Raw genomic sequence first — 14,637 nt, forward strand, 5'->3', positions numbered from 1 at the left:
CACCATCGAAGAATGAGTACACACTTGCCGAGATCCGTCGTTCCCGAGAAGCCGAAGCCGGGCCAAGAATCGGTCTGGGATTACCCCCGTCCGCCCAAGCTCGAAGCCTCGAACCGTTCCCTCGTCGTCCGGCTCGGCGGCGAGGTGATCGCCCGCACCACCGCCGCCTACCGCGTGCTCGAGACGAGCCATCCGCCCACCTGGTACATCTCGCCTGCAGACGTCGTTCCCGGCGCGCTGACCCCCTCGGCGGCCCGCTCGACGCACTGCGAGTGGAAAGGCGCAGCGACGTACTGGGACGTCCACGGCGGAGACGCTGTCGCAGAGGCCGCCGGGTGGAGCTACGAGAACCCCACCCCTCGGTTCGCCGAGATCGCGGGTTACCTGGCGTTCTCGCCGAGCCGCCTCGAGTGCGAGATCGACGGCGAAGCGGTCCGACCCCAGGAAGGCGGGTTCTACGAGGGCTGGATCACCGACGACGTCGTCGGTCCGTTCAAGGGAATCCCGGGCTCCTACGGGTGGTGACGCCCTAACCGACCGGCAACTCGGCGCGGGGGATGATCTGAATCGAACTCGCCGCGCCGGGGTCGCTGCCGGTCACCAGAACGTCGCCGTTCCGCGGATCGATCGCGACCGAGTTGGCCTGCGTCACCGTCGGAACATCGCCCAGGGTTCGCGGAGCTGCGGGATCGGATACATCGACCACCCGCAGTACGTTCGATGCTGTCAGTGTCACGAACAGCAACCGACGTTCGAGATCCACGGCGAGCCCGTACGGGTTACCCGGTGCGTCGATCGATGCGATCTGACGAATGCCGCCGGCGTCGTCGACCGATGCGAGCAGGACCGTACCGCCGTCGGTGTCGGCAAACCCGGCCACCGTCTGATTCACCGTCACCGCGTGGGTGAGCTTGACGCCGATCGGAGCCTGCGACACCTCCTGCTGCGTCGCGCCGTCGTAGACCCACACACCGTTGCCCTGCACGTCCGCGACAGCCGCGAACGGACCGAGAGCGGCAGCGCCACCGGGCTGGACAGGGCCCGGCGGTAGTTCCGACACGATCGCCCCGTCGCGCAGGAAGATCACTCCGCCACCCATCTCGTTGGTGGCCATGACGGTGCCGTCGGAGGTCTGCACCGCATCGTGTGGTTGACGGCCGACGCCGGTGGCGGTCGACAGAATCGCGCCGTCGGCGAGTGAGATCTCGAGCAGTTCGTCACTGCCCTCGAGCGGAACCAACACCGGGCCGTCGGGACCGGCCAGTGAGAGATGTCGCGGCGCACCCGTCGTCGAGACCATCTGGCGCACGGCACCGGTGGCCGCGTCGAACAGCACCACGCCGTCGGGCTCCCGCACTCCGGCAGCAGCGATCCCGGACGATCCCACCACGACACCTTCGGGTGCACCCGCAAGAGGAACGACGGTACCGATCGGGTCGGCCGCATCCGGGGCCTGTGCGGGCTCGGCCGCCGGAGTGGTTGCCGGAGTGGTCGGTTCGGTCGGGGATTCGGCCGCAGAGCAGCCGGCGACGAGCAGGCAGACAGTGGCCGCCGCGACCAGGCGCGCCCTCATCGGCGGTACTGCTCGAAGTGCAGGGCGTCGTCCAGTGGACGGCGGCTACGCCAACCGAAGCGTTCCAAATCGGGTACCTCCTGAAACGATTGGACCGGACCCACACAGAGCCAGGCGATCGGGCGGACCGGTGCGGGGATGTCGAGCAGTTCGGTGAGGTATGCCTCGTCGTAGAACGAGACCCAGCCGACGCCGACGTTCTCGGCTATCGCTGCGAGCCAGAGGTTTTCGATGGCGAGGACGGCGGAGAACAGTCCGGTGTCGTCGACGGTGTCGCGGCCGAGGACGTGCCGACCTCCACGGTCGGGATCGTAGGTGACCACCACCCCGGTTCCACTGGTCTCGATTCCCTCGATTCTGATGGGGTCGAACGTCTTTCGTCGTTCGGCGTCGAGCTTGTCCGCGAAATCCTGTCGGCAGCCGGCCACGTGGGTCGCGAATGCGCTCAGAGTATCGGGCTTGCGGACGACCACGAAGTCCCAGGGCTGGGTGTTGCCCACGCTCGGGGCTTGGTGCGCCGCTCCGAGGATTCGTCGCAGAACCTCGTCGTCGACGACGGTTCCGTCGAACTCGGCGCGGACGTCGCGGCGAGATCGAATCGCGGCATACACCGACAGGGCTGCTTCGGTCATGATATCCGTTCTCCTGTAGCAGTATTCAGATGCGCGTTCAGTTCGGCGACGAGGGCGGGTAGTCGGTCTGCCGAGGTGGGACGGCCGAGGTGGTAACCCTGCGCTCGTCCGCACCGTAGTTCGCGCAACGCCGTCATCGTCACCTCGTCCTCCACTCCCTCTGCCGTCACCGACAATCCCAGCGTACGGGCGAGCTCGACGGTCGATCGCACGATGGCGGCATGCGCCGGGTTGTGTGCCATGCCGCCGATGAACGTGCGATCGATTTTCAGTTCCTGAACCGGCAATCGCTCGATGTAGGCGAGCGAGCTGTAACCGGTTCCGTAGTCGTCGATGGCGACCTGCACGCCCATCGCATGCAGTATCGACAACGTCTCGGTCGCGCCGATCGGGTCGGTCATCGCCGAGGTCTCGGTCACCTCGACGGTCAATCGGCGAGGTGGACAATCGAATTCCTTCAGCGCAGCACACACTTGCTCGATTAGGGTGTCGTCGAACAGGTTTCGGGTCGAGATGTTGACGGCGATGCTCAGCTCGAGCCCATCGGTCATCCACTGCTTTCGTTGGGCGAGGGCCTGGGTGAGGACGTAGCTCGTCAACGGCCGGATCAGTCCGGTGCGTTCGGCGGTGGGCAGGAATGTGCTGGGGGACAGGACGGTGCCGTTCGGATGATGCCACCGCAGCAGTGCTTCCACGCCGACGACGGTCATCGTCGTGAGGTCGATCTGCGGCTGATAGTGCAGTTGCAGTTGATCCGTCTCCAGTGCCGTGGTGAGTTCGCCGAGCATGATGAGCTGCTCGCTCTTGTCCCGGTCCATCGACCGGTCGTAGTACGCGACGCGAGACTGGGCGGCTTTCGCGGCCTGGACGGCGAGGTCGGCGCGCTGTACGAGGCGATCGGGTGTCGTTTCGTCCTCACCGTCGCCGGGAGAATTCGACGCGACTCCGACGCTCGCTTCGATCAGCAGGGTCATGTTCCCCACCTCGAAAGGAGTGGCGAACAGGAGCTGAATCCGGTGCGCCAACGCGGCCGGGTCCATCGACTCCGATGCTCCACACAGGGCGAACTCGTCACCGGCCAAGCGCGCCAACAGAATCGAGTCGTCGGCGACGCCTCGCAGTCGCTCGGCGACCACCACGAGGACCTGGTCGCCGAGGCCGCGTCCGAAGGTGTCGTTGATCTCCTTGAATCGGTCGATGTCGACGGTGAGCAAGGTCGACTCACCCGCATTGCCCCAGAGTCGATGCTCGAGGGCGCGTAGGTTGGCCAGTCCGGTGAGGTGATCGGTATCGGCGACGGCACGGAGCTGGACGGTCTGAGTGTGCAACAACCGCAGCAGATCGGTGATGCGGAGCATCACCAGGACCACCAGAGCGAGAGCGCAGAGCAGCACCGCCCATCCCCACTGGGCGATCGGCTCGTCGCGAACGACCTCGATGAACATCACGATCGGCGCAGTCAGGGTGGCCGCGGTCAGCACGACGACCGTGGGAGTGGTGAACGACGCCATCAGGTGGGCGTCGGATTCGATGTTCGGGTTGGTGATGCGCCGCATGGACGGGTGAAGGGCGGCGACCCCGATGAGGACGTAGGACATGATCCATCCGACGTCGAACACAGACCTGTCGGACGAGGAATCGGAGACGATCGCGAAGTTGTTCACGGTGTCGGTGACCACGAGCAGCGCTACGGCGACGGTGAGGAGCCGATAAGACAGGGTCCGCCACTGCCGTGAGCCGACGAAGTGGGCCAGCAGTCCCAGCAGAAAGATGTCCATCGCGGGGTACGCGACGTCGACCAGGCCCGCGGTTCCGGAGATGCCGCCTCCGCCGAGCGACGGCTGCACGGCGAACACCCAGGTGAGCAGTCCGAACGCGACCATGATGATGGCGCTGTTTGCCACGTGGCCGCGTTCGCTGGGTCGCCACTTGTGGCGAGCGAGAAGGAACAGGCCGAAACCGTAGACCGGATAGCCGACGAGATAGATCGCGTCCGCCGGCGACGGGTAGGGGACACTGCCCTGGGTGATGTGGATCCACTCGTAGACGATGTCGCCGATCACCCACAGGGCGGTGCCCATGGCGATGGCCAGCCAGGCCGTACGGTTGCGGGGCCGGTGCATCCTGGTGCCGACGACGGTGGCGGCAACGGCGGAGGCTCCGACGAGGACGAAGACCGACTGGCCCCAGACGGTGGTCGGGACAACGAAGTAAGCGGCGCAGCCGACTGCGCCGAGCGCTGCGTACCACCGCCACCAGGCCGTCACGATTTTCTCCAGCCGTTCACGCCGATCCGACGGCTTCAACAATGGCACACGACCGTGACGTCGGTCACCCGCACTGCTCGTCCGGTGACAGAATTATGCCTCAGCGCTACAGTCGAGAAGCGGTACGAAACTGTTTCGATTCGATAAGGTGGCACGCATGAACAGCGACGCTCCACGTCGATCGAGGGTCAGTGCGGCGCGCGAGGAAGAATTTCTCGACGCTGCACTGATGTGTCTCGGCGACGTCGGTTACGACTCGCTGTCGATGGATCTTGTCGCCGAGCGAGCGCAGTGCAGCAAAGCCACCCTGTACCGGCGGTGGTCGAGCAAAGGGGAGATGGTGGTCGCCGCCATCGAATCGGTCGGCCCGCCGCCGTTCGCCGGAATCGATACCGGGACTCTTCGCGGCGATCTGGTGGAGCTGATGCGCCGGATCTCCGAGGGGGCAGAGCACGATCGACGTTTTGCCGCGGCGATTCACCATGCGGTGATGGTCGACGAACAGTTGGCGGCAGCGGTGCGAAGAACGTTTCTCGAACCCGAGGCTCGGTTCCTGGAATCCGTCGTCGTTCGTGCGGTGCAGCGGGGGGAATTGTCGAGCAGGCCGAGATCGGCAGACTTTCTGCAATACATGGTGTTCAGCGCAATCATGACGGGTCCGTTGACGGACGCCGAGCCTTTGGATTCGGAATACCGAACGCGAATAATCGACGAAGTAATTCTGCCGTCACTTCGCTCGACGATGGATTGACGGTACGTACACGTGCGCTTACGCGTAATCGATTGATGCACAACACAACCGAAGAGTCGAACCGACCGACGTCCGAGTGGGACGCCGGGTCGTGTGCGTTCGAAATTCGATCGCTGCCAGCAAATGAACGGCTGAATTGGCAGGAAACTGCCAGCTTCTGAGGTGGAATTTCCGTCGCAGCTGTCTCTAGGGTTAACGGCATCCGAACAAACGGTAAACAGCATCGGTTGCGGATGTCGGCGCGCGGGTCACGTGCTCCCGGTGACCGGTGCGGAATTCGAATCGACTCGATCGGAATGCAATGAATTTCAACATTCAAGACCTGAGCGGAACGTTCTCGACGTTCGACATCGTGGTGTCCCTGACACTGTCGTTCGTCCTGTCGGCGATCATCGGCTGGGTCTACCGACTCACCCACAAGAACGTCTCGTACAGCCAGTCCTACGTACAGACCCTCGTCACGGTGGGCATGGTCATCAGCTTGATCATGCTGGTCGTCGGATCGAACGTGGCACGGGCTTTCGCGCTCGTCGGCGCGCTGTCCGTCGTCCGATTCCGCAACGCCATCAAGGAAACTCGCGACGTCGGGTTCATCTTCCTCGTGATGGCGATCGGCATGGCCACGGGAACTCGGTTCTACGTACTGGCGATTGCGGCCACGTTTGCGATCTGCCTGGTGATGGTGGTGATGAGCAAGTTCAACTGGTTCAAACTCGATGTCCAGCGCCAGGTCGTCAAGGTGCAGGTGCCGCCCGACGCCGACTACACCGATCTCGTCGAAGACGTACTGATCAAGTACTGCAAAGAATTCGAGCTGGTCAGTACCGAATCGGTGCGATCGGGTGCGTTGACCGAGCTCTACTTCACGGCCCAACTCAGATCCGGGAAGAAACCCGGCGAGTTGATCGCTGCTCTCAGTGAGGTCAACACAGGGCAACGGGTCTCGGTACTCACCGGATACGACCAGACGGACATCTGATCGTGACCGACCCGAACACGAACTTTCCCTCGGCCCCGACAACCCTGCGAAGGAGGCTCGTCCACCGAGTACCGCGGACGGTGCGGCAGCACTGGAAAATTGCTGCCACCCTGCTGGTGTTCGTCGTGGTGATGGCGACCGTGTTCGGGTCGACCCGGATCCGCCCGTACATCACCGGTGATGCAACCGTGATCGCCTCCGAGATCACCGAGAACGTCCAGGGCACGGTCGATCTGTTCGATACCACTGTGTCGCACTCCATTTCGATCGACGTGGACGCCGGCGACTACCAGACACTGAAGGACTCCTTCCAGAACGAAGGGGTCAAGGAGTCGGTACCCGCAGACATCACCATCGACGGAACCCTGATCACCGACGTCGGGATCCGATTGAAGGGCAACTCCACACTGGCAACTCTCAGCAGCGACGACGGCTCGATGCCCGGCCGCGGCGGAGGTAACGCCGGGACATCCGGTCGACCAGCACCTGCAGAGGGTGCGGCGATGCCGGAGGGTGCAGCGATGCCTGAGGGCGGGGCCATGCCGGAGGGTGGGGCCATGCCGGAGGGTGGGGCCATGCCGGAGGGTGGGGCCATGCCCGGCGGTGCCGGGATGAATATGTTCGGGGAGCCGCTCAGTTTCGATGCGACCGAGGATCTTCCGTTCCTGATCGACTTCGCGGAGTATTCCGAGGGGCGGGCCTATCAGGGGCACACCACGCTGTCGCTTCGGCCGTACACGCCCGCGTTGAACGAGTCGGTCTCTCTTGCGATCACCGAGGCCTCGGGCCAGGCGACCCAGGACTTCACCTACACCACGTACTCGGTGAACGACTCGGCCGAGACGACGCGGCTGGTCGTCGTCGCTCCCGACGACGATTACGCCAACTCCCTGGAGGACGGCGACGGGGTGCTGTACAAGGTCGGTGCCGAAGCCAGTTTCACCTACGAGGGAGACGATCAGACGACGTACGCCGAGCAGTACACACAGATCAACGCTCTCGGCACCGCGGACCTGCAACCGATCATCACGCTGTTGAAGTGGCTCGACGGTGCCGATCAGGCCGAGTTCGATGCGCATCTGGCCGACTATGTCGATGTCGACTCACTGGCGAATTACCTTGCCCTGCAGAACTTGCTGGGCAACGGCGACGACATGGGTGGCCCGGGAAAGAACTTCTACCTGTACTACGACCTGGACTCGAAGACGTTCTCGGTGGTGTCGTGGGATCTGAATCTGGCTCTGAACTCCGATTCCACGGCAGGTGCGAACGACGCGGTGTCGATGATGCCAGGCGGCGGAGGGGCCGGTGGCGGCGGGATGCCGCAGATGCCCGAGGGGTTCACACCGCCGGAGGGGATGGAGATTCCGGAAGGCGGAGGGATGCCCGAGGGCGGCCCGATGTTGGGTAATTCGCTCAAGGACATGTTCCTGGACTCGACCGAATTCACCGACGAGTACGACGCTGCCTTCCGCACGATCTACGACGAGCTGTGGGCGAGCGGCCGAGTGCTCGACATCGTCGACGAGGTCGCCGCATCCATTCCGACGTCGGCGGCGCTCACTCAGGAGGAGATCGACGCCGACGCTGCGGAATTGAAGTCACGGCTGCAGATTCGCACCGATGCACTCGCCGACGATCCTGTCGTGACGGGATCGTCGTGATGTCCCGGCGGTCAGCGCAGGGTCAGGGTGTCTGCCGGGGAAACTTCGCGGCGGGGATCGCGCAGCGGCAAGCCGTTGATCAGGACCATTCCCTCCATCACGAAGGAGGCGGCCTGCGACAGCGTGCGCGCAGTGCCGGTGGCGACCAGCAACTCGGGAACAGAAGTTCGACCGTTCATGAACCGATGCTGCTCCCGCGCGGTGACCGCCGACGCTCGATCTCGTGGCGGGTAGGCGACGGTCGGGTGAATACTCGGAGACGACGCGTGGGCATGATTCTCGCGGGGTGCGGGGTCCTCGCGTCGTGTTCGGCAACCGAGCTCGCGGCAGTCGAACCCACGACCGCAACAGCACCGTTCGAAACCTGGTGCACCCCCACCGACTCGGGCCTGTCCGAGTTGTCGGGCCTGACGTGGAGGGGCGATACCGGCTACGCCATCGGAGACCGCGGCAGCGACGACCGGCTGGCGGTGCTGGACCGGGCATGCGAGGTGACCAGGTGGGTCGACGTCGGAGTGGAGACGGTCGACGTCGAGGACATCGCCGTCGACAGCGCGGGGATCGTGTGGCTCGCCGACACCGGTGACAACGACAACGACCGCGACAGCGTGACGTTGATCGGCGTCGACGTGGCCACCGACCGGCGCACCTCGGTCACGATGCGCTACCCCGACGGCGCACACGACGTCGAGGCGTTCGCTCTGACGCCCACCGGGCAACCGGTGCTGATCACCAAGGTCTCGGGCGGTGCGGCCGCGTCGATCTACAGCAGTGACGAAACCATCTACACCACAACGACATCCATCGATCTGGTCCGTTCCGGAACGGTGTCTGCGACTGCGTCGGACGGGTCGAGCAGACCGATCACCGGTGCAGCCGTCGATGCCGACGCCACCGTGGGGGCACTGCGAACCAAGAAGGATCTGTTCGTCTTCGAAATCGCCGACGGTGATGTGGCCGCGGCATTCTCGGGCGCTCCCGCTGGTGTTGTCGAGGGCCCCGATCAACCACAAGGCGAGGCCGTCGCCTACACCGACGCGGGTGAACTGCTGCTCGCGTCCGAGGCCGACGGAGCCACCGAGTTACCCCCGATCGTGTTCGCGGAGCCGAACTGAACGCGGCGTCGCCCGACCATGCACACCCACCGAAGGAAGGTTCGATCCATGAATCTGTTCGACAAATTTCGACCCAAGGCCGCTTTGGAGAAGCAGGGTGCGTCGCCGGAGGACCTGAACACCGAGCCCACCGGGTATCAGCAGACCGCCAGCAAGTTGCACTCGTTCAACAGGTACGAAATCAAGTATTTCGTTGCCGAGGCCGACGTCGCTCAGGTCCGTGAAGAACTGACGGCACGGATGGACACCGACCCGTTCTCGCCCAAGGGTGGCTACCCGGTCACCTCGCTGTACTACGACACCACCGATCTGCGGTTCTACTGGGAGAAGATCGAGGGCCTGAAGTTCAGGCGCAAGGTGCGGGTACGGCTGTACGGGGCTCCGTCCGAGTGCACCGACGACACGCCGGTGCAGATCGAGATCAAGCAGCGCGTCAACAGGGTCACCCAGAAGCGCCGAATCTCGTTGCCCTACGACGTTTCTCAGCGGTGGCTCAACGGCCGCGAGGAGATCGAGTGCGATCCCAGTCAACGCCCGTTCGTCAACGAGGTCAGCACGTTGATCGCCAATCTGGATCTGCGTCCGATGGTCACCACCGGTTATCTGCGCGAGGCGTACATCGGTCGTGAGGCCGACCTCGGTCTACGGGTGACGATCGATCACAAGGTGCACGGCCGGGATCGCGACTTCCGATTCGATTCCGGTGCCCAGAACCGCTTCATCATCCCGCCCAAGCTCGCGATCCTGGAGATCAAGGCCAACGAACGAGTGCCGTACTGGGTGACCGACATGACGGCACGGATGAACATGTCCGTCATCCGAGTCTCGAAGTACTGCCAGTCGATCGAGGCGTTCGAGATGGCACCTCGATCACGCGCCGGTGCGCCCGAACTGGTGCTGCCCGCCGATGCCGACCATCGCGTTCCGTCGGATCTGCTCGAGCCCTACGCCGGCGCTCGCCGGTAGCCGCACCATTCAGGAGACGAAAGATGTTCGCACGCTTCAAACCCAAGTCCGTTCTGTTCTACGACCTGTTCAACTCCTCGGCTCAGCTGTTGGCCACCGGAGCGAAGACGTTGACCGAACTGCTCGAATCCACACCGGAAATCGATGCGGTGGCGCGTCGAATGGTCGATCTCGAGCACGAAGCCGACAGCGTCACCCACGATCTGTTCCGCACCTTGAACTCGAGCTTCATCACCCCGTTCGATCGCACCGACATCTACGTCCTCGGCTCGAGCCTCGACGACGTGATGGACCACATGGAAGCGGCGACACATCTGCTCTCGCTGTACCGAATCGACGAACTGACCCCGCACATGCACGACATGATCGACATCCTCGACCGGTCGGCGAAGGTCACCGCGGATGCCATGCCGAGGCTGGCGTCGATGAAGGATCTCGAGCGGTACTGGATCGAGATCAACGAGCTCGAGAACCGGGCCGATCATGCCTATCGGACTTTTCTGGCGGATCTGTTCGACGGCCGATTCGACGCATTGACCGTGATGAAGCTCAAGGGAGTGGGCGACGAACTCGAAGATGCCGCAGACGCTTTCGAGAAGGTCGCGCACGTCATCGAATCCATCGTGCTGAAAGAGACGTGAGTGCGCGGTGGTAGCACTGGTTCTGGTCATCACCCTCGCGATGGCGTTCACCTTCACCAACGGCTTTCACGATTCGGCCAATGCCATCGCGACGTCGGTGTCCACTCGCGCACTCACGCTGCGGACGGCGCTCGTCATGGCCGCGGTGGGGAATCTGCTCGGTTCCTTCTTCGGTGCGAAGGTCGCGTCGACGGTGGGGGAGGGAATCATCGCCCTCGACGTCGGATCCGACGCGTTGCTCGTGGTCGGATGCGCCCTGGTCGGTGCCATCGTCTGGAATCTGATCACCTGGTGGTACGGGTTGCCGTCCTCGTCCTCGCACGCATTGGTCGGCGGCATGGTGGGAGCTGCACTGGCCGGCGGAATGACGGTGCTGTGGGGAGGCGTCGCGACCAAGGTGATCCTCCCGATGATCGTTTCTCCTGCAGTCGGTTTCGTGCTCGGAAGCGCCGCGATGGTGGCCATTCTGTGGATGTTCCGACGATCGTCTCCCAGTGCCACCAGCCGCGGATTCCGCCGGGCACAGACGTGCTCGGCAGCGGCCATGGCTTTCGGACACGGCATGCAGGATGCAGCGAAGACGATGGGCATCGTGGTGCTGGCGTTGGTCGTATCGGGCAACCAGGCCGACTACACGATTCCTCTGTGGTGCTACTTCCTCACCGCGACAGTGCTGGCGGTCGGAACGGCGACCGGTGGGATGCGGATCATGCGCACCCTCGGGCGCAAGATCATCGAACTCGACCCACCCCAGGGGTTCGCCGCGGAGGCGACGGCGTCGACCGTGCTGTACGTGGCATCGATCGGACTGGGAGCGCCGGTGTCGACCACCCACGTCATCTCGTCGGCGATAATGGGCGTCGGGGCAACCAAGCGTACGACGGCCGTGCGCTGGGGGACGGCGGGAAACATGTTCGCAGCGTGGGTGACGACGCTGCCCGCGGCCGCTGCCGTCGCCGCGCTGACCTACGTGGTTGCGGGGGTGATTCTGTGAAGCGGGGAGCGGGTCGGATATCGATGGGCGCTGCACTCTGCTTGATGGCACTGAGCGCAGGCTGCAGTTACGAGATGACGTCGACCGAGACCGGTACCGGCATCTCGCGTGACGTGCAGGAGGCCAGGGACGGATTTCTCGAGACTCCGGGAATGAGCGAACTGTTCGACGACCTGTACGGGCAGGGCATCGGCACGACAGTCAACGAGGTGTTCGCATTGGGCATCTACGTTCCGGGTTTCTGTGAAACCCGCGCTCAGCAAGGACTGTCGGAGGAGGAGGCCGTCGCCGAGGTGACCGATTCGCTCGGTGCTACCTACGAGAAGGGGACCGGCGAACCCTGGGCCGAGCCGATAGTGCAGGCCGCGGAGGACCACGTCTGCGAGTGAGCGGGCCGAGGGTGTCGGTGGCCTGTGCGAGCATGGAACGGTGGAGTCCACCGGTAGACCCGTGGCGAGCATCATGCACGCCGACCTGGACTCCTTCTATGCCTCGGTGGAGCAGCGTGACGATCCGCGGCTGCGCGGTAAGCCGGTGATCGTCGGCGGGGGAGTGGTGCTGGCCGCCAGCTACGAGGCCAAGGCCTTCGGGGTGCGCACGGCGATGAGCGGTGGGCAGGCACGCGCGGTCTGCCCGCAGGCCATCGTGGTGCCGCCGCGTATGGATGCCTATTCGCAGGCGAGCAAGGACGTGTTCGACGTCTTCCACGACACCACCCCGCTGGTGGAGGGCATCTCCATCGACGAGGCATTCCTCGACGTCGGCGGGCTGCAGAAGATCGCGGGCAGTGCCACCGAGATCGGACAGCGTCTGCGGCAGGAGGTCGCCGAGCAGGTGGGGCTGCCCATCACCGTCGGGATCGCCACCACCAAGTTCCTGGCCAAGGTTGCCAGCGCCTTCGCCAAGCCCGACGGTCTGCTGCTGGTACCGCCCGGCGGCGAACTCGAATTCCTGCACCCGCTGAACATCGAAAGACTCTGGGGCGTAGGGAAAGTGACCGCCGAGAAGCTGCACGTTCTGGATATCAGAACGGTCGGCGACATCGCGGCCTACGGCGAGCGGTCGTTGGCCTCGGTACTCGGCAAGGGGGCGGGTGCCCACCTGTACGCGCTGGCCATGGGCCGGGATCCCCGACGCGTCCAGCCCGGTAAGTCGCGCAGTTCCATCGGTGCGCAGCGGGCACTCGGTCGCGGCAGGCACGACGCGGCCGAGGTGGAGGCATCGTTGATCGGGCTCGTCGATCGCGTCACGCACCGCATGCGCGCCGCGCAGCGAACCGGCCGAACCGTCATGTTGCGCTTGCGCTTTGCCGATTTCACCCGGGCGACGAGGTCGCACACGCTCGATCGAGCGACCGCCGACACCCGCGACATTCTCGACGCCGCACTCGAATTGCTGCACGACGCGGCGCCGCTGATCGCGGAGAAGGGCATCACGTTGGTGGGGGTCACCGTGTCGAGCATCGACAGGGGCGGTGCGGAGCAACTGGAGCTGCAGTTCGACCCGCCGCAGGTACGGACACCGCCGGAGGCCTCGGCCCTGGACCGGGCGCTCGACGGGGTGCACAAGAAGTTCGGCTCGACGTCGCTCACTCGTGGGGTGTTGCTCGGCCGTGATCCGGGGATCTCGGTTCCGCTGCTGCCCGACTGACTATTGCCGCACTGAGGGTTGTACCCGAAAGCCTGTGGGCATCATGGTCAGTCGCTCCTGGACCTTCAGTCGGTACGACGGGTCTGCCTGCAGGTCGAAGCGCTGCAGAATGGTTCCGAGTACCAGAACGGCCTCGTGGATGGCGAATTGCCGTCCGATGCAGGCACGTTCACCGGTGCCGAAAGGCTTGTACACGTGAGCGGGCCGGGCCTTGATGCGATCGGGCAGGAAGTTGTCGGGATCGAACTCGTGCGGGCGGTCACCCCACACAGGATCGCGGTGCAGCGCCGTGGCGAGCACGATCGCCCAGTCTCCGGCCGCCATGGCGTAGCCGTCGCCGACGACGGTGTCGGCGCGTGCCCCGCGGCCGAACGCCGGGACCGTGGGCCACAGGCGCAGTGATTCGTCGAGGACGCGTCGGACATATCGCAGCTTGGGAACCTGGCCGAACTCGGGCTTGCCGGTGCCCCAGACCTCGTCGACCTCGGCGCGGGCGCGCTCGAACACCTCGGGGTGCGTCGCCAGGTAGTACAGCGCAAAAGAGAGTGCACCGGATGTGGTCTCGTGACCGGCGATCAGGAATGTCAGGATCTGGCAGCCGATGTTGGCTTCGCTCAATGCATTCGGATTGTCGGCCTCACGCGCGGCGTCCATCATGATCTGGAGCAGGTCGCTGAAGTCTTCGGTGGATCGGCGCCTGGTCCTGACGACATCTGCGAGGACGTCTGCCAGGTACTGCTTGTTGTCCGCGTACCGGCGATCCGAGCGGGCGAACAGAGGCTTGGCGAACGCGGGAACCTTCAGCAACGCCCGCCGCTGGTTGTACGTCAGCGCACCGACCATGGCCGAGACGAACGGATGCGGCTCGGCACGCGCGAACGAGCCGAAGCTGTAGCTGAATCCGGTCCGGCCGATGGTCTCGAGCGTCAACGTCGTCATGTCGGCCGATACATCGGTCGGTGACGCGTTGCGAGAGAGGGACTCCCAATGCTCGATCAGGTCGTCGGCGACGTCGACCATGATCTCGTGGTACCCGCGCATGGCCCCTGCGGTGAACGCCGGGCGCAGAAGATCATGGGCGCGTTGCCAATTCGGTTCGTGGTTGTAGGCGGTGAACAGCCCGTCGGCTCCGATGTCCCGTAGATTCTCGACGCCCGGGGGCAAGAACTTCTCGAAGCGCTTTTCGTCGCACAGCTCGCCCACCACGTCGGCACCGGAGGCGAAGACGAATCGTCGGCCGAGGATGTGCCGCTCGAACAGCGGGCCGAGCGTGCGGGCCATCGCGGTCGAATCCTGGACGGGGGTGCGGGGATCGACGCCGACGACGTCGCCGAGCACGGGGAGTCGGTGCGGGGGATGGGGCAGGGAGCCGCCTCGTACCGCGAACTGTGTCGACATCGCCACT

The 14,637-nt window shown here is 64.5% G+C and carries 15 protein-coding genes; 10 read left to right on the plus strand and 5 right to left on the minus strand.

Annotated elements, in window-relative coordinates:
* Nucleotides 1–12: 12 nt before the first annotated feature.
* The gene (locus QM615_RS17725; RefSeq protein WP_068053796.1) at nucleotides 13–525 is read left to right on the plus strand and encodes a DUF427 domain-containing protein; all 513 of its coding nucleotides are present in this window, start codon (nucleotides 13–15) and stop codon (nucleotides 523–525) included.
* 4 nt (nucleotides 526–529) lie between these two features.
* On the opposite strand, the gene QM615_RS17730 is transcribed toward QM615_RS17725, so the two are convergent.
* The 3 genes from QM615_RS17730 to QM615_RS17740 are packed head-to-tail and all read right to left on the minus strand — an operon-like array spanning nucleotide 530 to nucleotide 4,472.
* On the minus strand, nucleotides 530–1,573 hold the full coding sequence (locus QM615_RS17730) for an NHL repeat-containing protein (RefSeq protein WP_149406489.1): 1,044 nt from the start codon (nucleotides 1,571–1,573) through the stop codon (nucleotides 530–532).
* Nucleotides 1,570–2,190: a 5,6-dimethylbenzimidazole synthase gene (gene bluB / locus QM615_RS17735; protein WP_188078712.1), complete on the minus strand. Its 621-nt coding sequence runs from the start codon at nucleotides 2,188–2,190 to the stop codon at nucleotides 1,570–1,572. The genes QM615_RS17730 and bluB overlap by 4 nt, the downstream gene beginning before the upstream one ends.
* Before the next feature lie 11 nt (nucleotides 2,191–2,201).
* Nucleotides 2,202–4,472, minus strand: coding sequence for a putative bifunctional diguanylate cyclase/phosphodiesterase (locus QM615_RS17740; RefSeq protein WP_149406491.1), 2,271 nt, complete (start codon nucleotides 4,470–4,472; stop codon nucleotides 2,202–2,204).
* 157 nt (nucleotides 4,473–4,629) lie between these two features.
* On the opposite strand from QM615_RS17740, the gene QM615_RS17745 reads away from it, so the two are divergent.
* From QM615_RS17745 to QM615_RS17755, 3 genes are all read left to right on the plus strand, one after another.
* Complete coding sequence (locus QM615_RS17745; protein WP_149406492.1) at nucleotides 4,630–5,223, plus strand: TetR/AcrR family transcriptional regulator; 594 nt, start codon at nucleotides 4,630–4,632, stop codon at nucleotides 5,221–5,223.
* Nucleotides 5,224–5,524: 301 nt separating this feature from the next.
* Nucleotides 5,525–6,202, plus strand: a complete 678-nt coding sequence (locus tag QM615_RS17750; RefSeq protein ID WP_037190487.1) for a DUF4956 domain-containing protein — start codon at nucleotides 5,525–5,527, stop codon at nucleotides 6,200–6,202.
* A 2-nt stretch (nucleotides 6,203–6,204) separates the two neighbouring features.
* On the plus strand, nucleotides 6,205–7,866 hold the full coding sequence (locus tag QM615_RS17755) for a CotH kinase family protein (protein ID WP_349307169.1): 1,662 nt from the start codon (nucleotides 6,205–6,207) through the stop codon (nucleotides 7,864–7,866).
* 11 nt (nucleotides 7,867–7,877) lie between these two features.
* Here QM615_RS17755 and QM615_RS17760 read toward each other — a convergent pair whose 3' ends face one another.
* On the minus strand, nucleotides 7,878–8,045 hold the full coding sequence (locus QM615_RS17760; RefSeq protein WP_176460421.1) for a S4 domain-containing protein: 168 nt from the start codon (nucleotides 8,043–8,045) through the stop codon (nucleotides 7,878–7,880).
* Nucleotides 8,046–8,132: 87 nt separating this feature from the next.
* Here QM615_RS17760 and QM615_RS17765 point away from each other — a divergent pair, with 87 nt between their 5' ends.
* From QM615_RS17765 to dinB, 6 genes are all read left to right on the plus strand, one after another.
* The gene (locus tag QM615_RS17765) at nucleotides 8,133–8,981 is read left to right on the plus strand and encodes a hypothetical protein (protein WP_149406493.1); all 849 of its coding nucleotides are present in this window, start codon (nucleotides 8,133–8,135) and stop codon (nucleotides 8,979–8,981) included.
* Nucleotides 8,982–9,029: 48 nt separating this feature from the next.
* The gene (locus QM615_RS17770) at nucleotides 9,030–9,947 is read left to right on the plus strand and encodes a polyphosphate polymerase domain-containing protein (protein ID WP_068053816.1); all 918 of its coding nucleotides are present in this window, start codon (nucleotides 9,030–9,032) and stop codon (nucleotides 9,945–9,947) included.
* 23 nt (nucleotides 9,948–9,970) lie between these two features.
* Nucleotides 9,971–10,588, plus strand: a complete 618-nt coding sequence (locus QM615_RS17775; protein WP_149406494.1) for a DUF47 domain-containing protein — start codon at nucleotides 9,971–9,973, stop codon at nucleotides 10,586–10,588.
* Between the two features lie 7 nt (nucleotides 10,589–10,595).
* A complete protein-coding gene (locus tag QM615_RS17780) occupies nucleotides 10,596–11,582 on the plus strand; it encodes an inorganic phosphate transporter (RefSeq protein ID WP_149406495.1) in 987 nt (328 codons plus the stop codon).
* A 23-nt stretch (nucleotides 11,583–11,605) separates the two neighbouring features.
* Nucleotides 11,606–11,971 (plus strand): hypothetical protein, encoded by a 366-nt coding sequence (locus tag QM615_RS17785; RefSeq protein WP_149406496.1) that lies wholly within the window; start codon nucleotides 11,606–11,608, stop codon nucleotides 11,969–11,971.
* 73 nt (nucleotides 11,972–12,044) lie between these two features.
* Nucleotides 12,045–13,232 (plus strand): DNA polymerase IV, encoded by a 1,188-nt coding sequence (dinB, locus tag QM615_RS17790; RefSeq protein ID WP_188078714.1) that lies wholly within the window; start codon nucleotides 12,045–12,047, stop codon nucleotides 13,230–13,232.
* On the opposite strand, the gene QM615_RS17795 is transcribed toward dinB, so the two are convergent.
* Entirely contained in the window at nucleotides 13,233–14,630 is a 1,398-nt protein-coding gene (locus QM615_RS17795; RefSeq protein WP_149406497.1) for a cytochrome P450, read from the minus strand. It lies immediately after the preceding gene.
* Between the last annotated feature and the right edge of the window lie 7 nt (nucleotides 14,631–14,637).

Source organism: Rhodococcus sp. IEGM 1341 (assembly GCF_030056895.1).
Lineage (GTDB): Bacteria > Actinomycetota > Actinomycetes > Mycobacteriales > Mycobacteriaceae > Rhodococcoides.

Coding starts and splice junctions, on each gene's coding strand:
- QM615_RS17725 (WP_068053796.1), top strand. CDS start 13: ATGAGTACACACTTGCCGAGATCCGTCGTTCCCGAGAAGCCGAAGCCG.
- QM615_RS17730 (WP_149406489.1), bottom strand. CDS start 1,573: ATGAGGGCGCGCCTGGTCGCGGCGGCCACTGTCTGCCTGCTCGTCGCC.
- QM615_RS17745 (WP_149406492.1), top strand. CDS start 4,630: ATGAACAGCGACGCTCCACGTCGATCGAGGGTCAGTGCGGCGCGCGAG.
- QM615_RS17750 (WP_037190487.1), top strand. CDS start 5,525: ATGAATTTCAACATTCAAGACCTGAGCGGAACGTTCTCGACGTTCGAC.
- QM615_RS17760 (WP_176460421.1), bottom strand. CDS start 8,045: ATGAACGGTCGAACTTCTGTTCCCGAGTTGCTGGTCGCCACCGGCACT.
- QM615_RS17770 (WP_068053816.1), top strand. CDS start 9,030: ATGAATCTGTTCGACAAATTTCGACCCAAGGCCGCTTTGGAGAAGCAG.
- QM615_RS17775 (WP_149406494.1), top strand. CDS start 9,971: ATGTTCGCACGCTTCAAACCCAAGTCCGTTCTGTTCTACGACCTGTTC.
- QM615_RS17785 (WP_149406496.1), top strand. CDS start 11,606: ATGGGCGCTGCACTCTGCTTGATGGCACTGAGCGCAGGCTGCAGTTAC.
- dinB (WP_188078714.1), top strand. CDS start 12,045: ATGCACGCCGACCTGGACTCCTTCTATGCCTCGGTGGAGCAGCGTGAC.
- QM615_RS17795 (WP_149406497.1), bottom strand. CDS start 14,630: ATGTCGACACAGTTCGCGGTACGAGGCGGCTCCCTGCCCCATCCCCCG.